The sequence below is a fragment of the Chthoniobacter sp. genome (assembly GCF_040003245.1).
Lineage (GTDB): Bacteria > Verrucomicrobiota > Verrucomicrobiia > Chthoniobacterales > Chthoniobacteraceae > Chthoniobacter.
Genome location: NZ_JBDUCX010000327.1, coordinates 1 through 6248, shown reverse-complemented (window position 1 = coordinate 6248; position 6248 = coordinate 1). Strand labels below are relative to the sequence as shown.

Annotated in this window: 7 protein-coding genes and 1 pseudogene; all 8 read left to right on the top strand. The window is 64.1% G+C overall.

Annotated features, from left to right (window positions below; translation table 11 throughout):
• Window positions 1-269 precede the first annotated feature (269 nt).
• Window positions 270-464: a hypothetical protein gene (locus tag ABJF10_RS28505; RefSeq protein WP_348548001.1), complete on the top strand. Its 195-nt coding sequence runs from the start codon at window positions 270-272 to the stop codon at window positions 462-464.
• A 25-nt stretch (window positions 465-489) separates the two neighbouring features.
• The gene (locus ABJF10_RS28500) at window positions 490-1389 is read left to right on the top strand and encodes a prenyltransferase/squalene oxidase repeat-containing protein (protein ID WP_348548000.1); all 900 of its coding nucleotides are present in this window, start codon (window positions 490-492) and stop codon (window positions 1387-1389) included.
• A gap of 9 nt (window positions 1390-1398) precedes the next feature.
• Window positions 1399-1812 carry a DUF393 domain-containing protein gene (locus ABJF10_RS28495; protein ID WP_348547999.1) on the top strand — a complete coding sequence of 138 codons (414 nt, stop codon included), beginning with the start codon at window positions 1399-1401 and terminating at the stop codon, window positions 1810-1812.
• A gap of 4 nt (window positions 1813-1816) precedes the next feature.
• Window positions 1817-3589 (top strand): prenyltransferase/squalene oxidase repeat-containing protein, encoded by a 1773-nt coding sequence (locus ABJF10_RS28490; protein ID WP_348547998.1) that lies wholly within the window; start codon window positions 1817-1819, stop codon window positions 3587-3589.
• 93 nt (window positions 3590-3682) lie between these two features.
• On the top strand, window positions 3683-3955 hold the full coding sequence (locus tag ABJF10_RS28485) for a hypothetical protein (protein WP_348547997.1): 273 nt from the start codon (window positions 3683-3685) through the stop codon (window positions 3953-3955).
• On the top strand, window positions 3956-4390 hold the full coding sequence (locus ABJF10_RS28480) for a type II toxin-antitoxin system VapC family toxin (RefSeq protein WP_348547996.1): 435 nt from the start codon (window positions 3956-3958) through the stop codon (window positions 4388-4390).
• A 149-nt stretch (window positions 4391-4539) separates the two neighbouring features.
• On the top strand, window positions 4540-5412 hold the full coding sequence (locus ABJF10_RS28475) for an ABC transporter ATP-binding protein (RefSeq protein WP_348547995.1): 873 nt from the start codon (window positions 4540-4542) through the stop codon (window positions 5410-5412).
• A pseudogene (locus ABJF10_RS28470) lies at window positions 5409-6248 on the top strand (hypothetical protein); the annotation flags it as partial. The gene ABJF10_RS28475 and the pseudogene ABJF10_RS28470, both read left to right, overlap by 4 nt.

The following is a 6248-nucleotide window of genomic DNA, read 5'->3' as shown; positions in this document are numbered from 1 at the left end:
CTCCGCCGCGTCATCGGCAAGATTTTCAACGACACGGAAATCAAGGGCTGGTGCAAGGAATTCGAGCAAAAGAACCTCGCCGGCACCTCCCTGGCCACCGCCTGAGCCAACTGCACGGCGGTGAAGGAGTGACGCATTTAGCACCAGCGTTCCACAAACGCCGTCATCCTGAGCTTGCGAAGGACCTCTGATTTTTGCCTTTCTTCACCGATCCAGCAAAGGACAACGTGGTTTGTGTGACGACGCTGTGATCATTACCATTCCTGAACATGACCGCCGCCGAAATTGTCGAGCAAATCAAGGCGCTCCCGCCGCAAGAGCAACGCGAAGTATGCGAGTTTGTGCTGGCTCGTTTAGGTGACGATCATTTCACGATCAGTCCACCTATTCACGAGCCGATCGAATCAATCGCTGGGCGTATTTTTGAAAGGTATCCCGAGCTATTCGAGAAGCTCGCAAAGTGACCTTCCGACACGAACTATTTTCAGCATGAGCCTGCGCCTGCAAATGCTGCAAATCGCCCGCGTCGCGCCGAAGGTGCTCGGCGACTCCGCCGATCTTGTGCGTGCCTTTTTCACGCGACAGTTTTCACCCGAAGGCGGCGCCATGGACCGCGCGGGCCAGCCCGATCTTTACTACACCATCTTCGCGCTCGCCGGATTGCAGGCGATGCAGAGCGAAGAGGAAATCAAACATCAAACATCAAACCTCAAACCCTGGCTCGCCTCGTTCGGCGATGGTGCGGCGCTCGATTTTGTGCACCTCAGCGCGTTGGCGCGTTGCTGGGCGGCGCTCGGCCGGGAAGACCTGCCGGCGGGGCGTGCGGATGCTGTGCTCGCACGGATCGAGACCCATCGCTCGCGTGACGGCGGTTACGATGGGGACGTTGATGCGGAGCGGGGCAATGCCTACGGCTGCTTCGTTGCGCTCGGCGCGTATCAGGACCTCGGCCAAGCCTTGCCCGATCCGCTGCGGATGGTGCAATGCCTGAAGTTCCTCGAAACACCCGATGGTGCGTGGGCCAATGCGCGCGGGCTGAAAGTCGGCTCGACGAATGCCACCGCCGCCGCCGTGACGCTGATGCACCAACTCAATGTGCCGGTGAATCAAATCGTCGGCGACTGGTTGCTCGCGCAAGCGCACCCCGACGGCGGTTTCCTCGCCATGCCCAGTGCGCCGATGCCCGACCTGCTTTCCACGGCCACCACGCTCCACGCCCTCTCCTGCCTCGACCGCGAAGTGCCCCCGGCGATCCGTGAGCGCTGCCTGGATTTCATCGATACTCTCTGGAATGCCGAAGGCGGTTTCCACGGCCACTGGGCCGACGACCATCTCGACGCCGAATACACCTTCTACGGCTTGCTGGCGCTCGGGCATCTCAGCGTCTAAGCTGCGCGCATGAGTCAGTACACTGTTCTCTACGACGGCGATTGCCCGATGTGCGTTTTCCAGATGAAGGCGCTCAGTTGGCTCGATTGGTTCGGCGTGCTCGCGCTCATCCCGCTCAGCGACTCGCGGGCGCAGGAAATCGCCCCACAACTCACCCGCGAAGATCTCCAGGAAGCGATCCACTGCGTCACCCCGCAAGGCCGTATTTATCGGGGTGCGCGGGCGATTCGCTTCATGAGCCTGCGGCTCCCGCTGGTCGTGCCGCTGGGGCTGTTTATGTGGATTCCCGGCGTCATTCTCATCGCGGAAGTCGTCTACAAGTGGGTCAGCCGCAATCGCCTCATCCTCAGCCGCGTCTTCGGTTGCAAGGATGCCTGCGCCATCCTCCCGGCGAAGAAGCGCGAGCAGGACAAGCTGGCCTAGTCGTTTGGATACGATCGTGCGCTCCCGGCTCGATGCGGCGCTGGCCACGGCCACGCAGACGCTCCTTGCGGAACTCAATCCGCAAGGCCACTGGACCGGCGAACTCTCCAGCAGCGCCCTGTCCACCGCCACCGCGGTGGTCGCGCTCGGTGCGGTCGACCGCGCGCAGCATGGCGACTTGATCGCCGGCGGTCTGCAATGGCTGGCCCGGCACCAGAATGCCGACGGCGGCTGGGGCGACACCGTGAAGAGCCGCAGCAACATCAGCACGACCGCGCTTTGCTGGGCTGCGCTGAGCGGAGGCGCATCAACCACCGATCTCACGAGCAGTATCGCCAACGCCGAAGTCTGGCTCACTCGCGCCGCCGGATCGCTGCTGCAACTCGTCCCCGCCATCGAACGCCGCTACGGCAAGGACCGCACTTTCTCGGTGCCGATCCTCATGCATCTCGCCATCTGCGGACAAGTCAGCTGGACCAAAGTGTCGCCGTTGCCCTTCGAGTTGGCCGCATTGCCGCATCAGCTTTTTGGCGCGTTGCAATTGCCCGTCGTCAGTTACGCGCTGCCCGCGCTCATCGCCATCGGGCAGGCCATCCACTACCACGCACCGTCCGCCAACCCGCTTGTCCGCTTGATCCGCGAGTCATCATTGGCGCGCACGCTGCGCGTCCTCGAATCGATCCAGCCGGAAAACGGCGGCTTTCTCGAAGCCACGCCGCTCACCAGTTTCGTCACCATGGCCCTCGCCTCCGCCGGCCACGCGCAACATCCGGTGGCCCGTCGCGCCGTCAATTTCCTGCGGGCGAGTGCGCAGGCGGACGGCAGTTGGGCGATCGACACGAATCTCGCCACGTGGGTCACGACGCTGGCCATCAAGGCGCTCGCGCATCAGCCCGGCGCGCTTACTCCCGAGCAACAACTCGCCCTCCGCGAATGGTTGCTCGGGCAGCAATATCGGGTCGAACATCCCTACACCCACGCCGCTCCCGGCGGCTGGGCCTGGACCGACCTGCCCGGTGGCGTGCCCGATGCCGACGACACCCCCGGCGCCTTGCTCGCCCTGTTGCATCTCGGCGTCGTCGATGCACCCACGCGCACCGCCGGCCAGATGGGCGTACGCTGGTTGATCGACCTGCAAAATCGCGACGGCGGCATCCCCACTTTCTGCCGCGGCTGGGGCGCCCTGCCCTTCGACCGCAGCTCACCCGATCTCACTGCGCACACCCTGCGCGCCTGGACGGCGTGGCTGCCGCAACTCGATGACCCATTGAAAAAGCGCACTTTGAGCGCCGTCGCCTGCGCCGTCCGTTTTCTCCAGCAACAGCAACGCCCCGACGGCTCCTGGCTGCCACTGTGGTTCGGCAACGAACACGCCCCGGACGATGAGAATCCCGTCTACGGCACGGCCAAAATCGTCATCGCCCTGCGCGATTTGCTCCACCGCGGCCACGCGCTGCCTGAGGGCATGCTGGAGCGCGCCCTGCGCTGGCTGGTCGAGCGACAGGACGCTTCCGGCGGCTGGAGCGGCGCGAAAGACGGCCCGGTTTCCGTGGAAGAAACCGCCCTCGCCGTCGAAGCCCTGGCCAGCACGGAAGACGTCAGCGCCACGGATCGCGGCACCGCCTGGCTGGTCGCACAGGTCGAGTCCGGCCGGTGGAGCGAGCCGGCACCCATCGGCTTTTACTTCGCCAAACTCTGGTACTACGAACGCCTCTACCCGCTTATCTGGACCGTCGGTGCGCTCGGGAAAGCCGGTCCCTTGAATTCGCGCGATTGAACCTCCAATTCCCCTTCATCCTCTCGCCAGTGAAAACACTGGAAATTGTCGCGGCACTTGTCGCTACTCTGCAAGCGTGATACTTTCTCCCGCATGAGCACGATCCTCGAAGCGGACGAAACGGGCGCCTTGCGACTGCCACCGTCGGTGCTTCCTCATCCGGCCCCCCGCAGGCGCTATCGCGTCGCTATGGCCAGCGGTCAGGTCGTGGTAGACGAAATGACGCACGAGTCCGCGGTGGCCGAGGTGGCGGATCGTGGTGCCTGGCTGGAGGAACTGCGGCTCCGGCGGGAGCGAAACGCCAGTCAAACAGCAGGCACGCCACTCCAGGACATTCTCGATGATATCCGTGGTGAGCGTGCCTGAATGAGTTATTGGGACACGTCGGCGTTGGTGAAACTATCGCTGCCGGAAGCAGACTCAGTTCAGTTTGTCCAATCCGCCGGGACGACGAGTCGAATCGTAACCAGCGACATCGCGCGTTTTGAGGCGCAGACCGTTTTTCGGCGACGTGAGGCGGAAAGTGCGTTGCCGGCCGGCGAATCTGCTATTTTATCCGCCGACTTGGCGCGAGATGTGGCCAGCGGAAAGATTATCGTGCAAGCGGTCGACAGGGATGTGGAGCGTGAATTCGTGGCCGTGCTGGAGCGCTGCTTTTCCCAGACTCCGCCGATTTTCATCCGGACTAATGACGCTCTACACCTGGCCACGGCCAAAGTAGCGGGCGAGACAGAGTTTGTTACAGCCGACGCGCGGCAGCGAGGAGCAGCCCAGTTGCTCGGCTTGACCGTCCATCCATAGCGTTCCAAGGCCAAGGCGATGCGGGACTGTCCCGCTTTCGCCCATCACAACTCTCACACGGGTAGACTGGATATTCCCGCCGCCCCTTGTCAGTCTCCACCGCAGTGATGGAACCGCCTGCTCCGATTGCGCCCGCCCCTGAGTCCGCCGTGCTCGAAGTCCGTGGTTTGCGGCGGCACTTCGGCAAGGTGCCCGCCGTCGATGGCGTTGACCTCAATGTCCACGAAGGCCAGATCTATGGCTTCCTCGGGGTCAACGGCGCGGGCAAGACCACCACCATCCGCATCCTGCTCGGCATCATCGCCGCGGAAGCGGGCACGATCAGCTTGCTCGGCGAGACGACCCGACGCACCTCCGTCGCGCAAAAACGGTGCATCGGCTACGTTTCGCAGGAGCAGAATTTTTACCCGTGGATGACCGGCCAGGCGCTGGGCCGATTCGTCGGCGCGTTTTATCCCACGTGGGATGGCGCGGAATTCACCCGCCTGCTCGGTGTCCTCGAGGTGCCCGGCGACCGCCGCGTTTCCCAGCTCTCCGGCGGCATGCGCGCCAAGCTCGCCCTCGCCCTTGCGCTCGCGCCCCGGCCCGCGGTGCTCATCCTCGACGAGCCGACCGCCGGCCTCGATCCCCTGGCCCGCCGCGAGTTCATGCAGCTCATCGTCGCCCAGGCTCGCCAGCATCGGCGCACGACCTTTTTCTCGTCGCATCTCATCGATGAAGTCGAGCGGTGCGCGGATTGCGTGGGCATCATCGATCAAGGGCGCATGCGTTACGAAGGCCCGCTGGAAAGCTTGCGCACCACCGTGCGCCGCGTGCGCGTCGCGGACGGCGCGGAGTTCACTCCACCACCGGAGTTCGAGTGCTGGCAGGATGAAGCCCTCGACGGCACCCGCCTGTGGGTCCTCCGCGCTGCGGAAGAACACTGGCGCGAACTCGCTCTTCCGCCCGGGGCGAGTGTCGAGGCGCTTTCGCTCGAGGATGCCTTCCTCGCCTGCGTCGGTTCGCGCGTGATTGCCCTATGACGCGCGCGCTGCTCGCCAAGGAGTTGCGCCAGCACGCCTTCGCGCTGAGCTTCCTCCTGTTACTGCCCTTTGCCGGGCTCATCCTCATCTCGAGCCACGGCGTCATCCGGCGCGCGGGTGGCGGCGGCTTCGAATCCGTGCGCCTGCTGCTCACGCTGTTTCTGCCGCTCGCCTGCCTGGTGCTCGGGCAGTTGTTGATCGCGTCCGAGTTTCGCCAGAAGACGCAGCTCTTTCTCGAAGGCCTGCCTTTGCCGCGCTGGCGCATGCTCGCCGTGAAATTCAGCCTGGGCCTGGTGCTTACGCTGCTCATCTCGACCCTCGCGCTGGGCTACGTCGCCTGGCCGGCGCGCCATACCGAGGCGCTGACCCCGCGCTTCGCCACGCTGCTGTTTCTGAAAGGGGCGGGGTGGGCGGCGTTCGTCTACACGCTTTGTTTTGCTCATTCCTTCCTGGGGCGCTATCGCGTGCCCTTCGGCCTGGCCCTCGCGGGCGGCCTGCTCTACTGCTCGAACCTGGGCCTGCCGATCTCCGAGTTCGGGCCCTTCGCGCTGGTCGACAATCGTTTCGCCTTCGAGCGTTTCGTCTGGCCGGTCCACGCTTTCCTCGTCACCGGCGCTCTCGTGCTCGCGCTCGCGGTCTTTGGTTTTTGGCTTGGCCTGGTGCGCGATGCCACCGTCGCCGCGTTGCTCGCCGAGAAGATGTCCGCCCGCGAAAAGGTCTTCCTCAGCCTGTTCTCGTTCGTCGTCCTCCTCGTCGGTGGAGAAGTGAGTGAACATCGAAGACCTCCACCTCGAACACTCGCCCGGCTATCACTTCGCGATCGTGAACATGCTGGA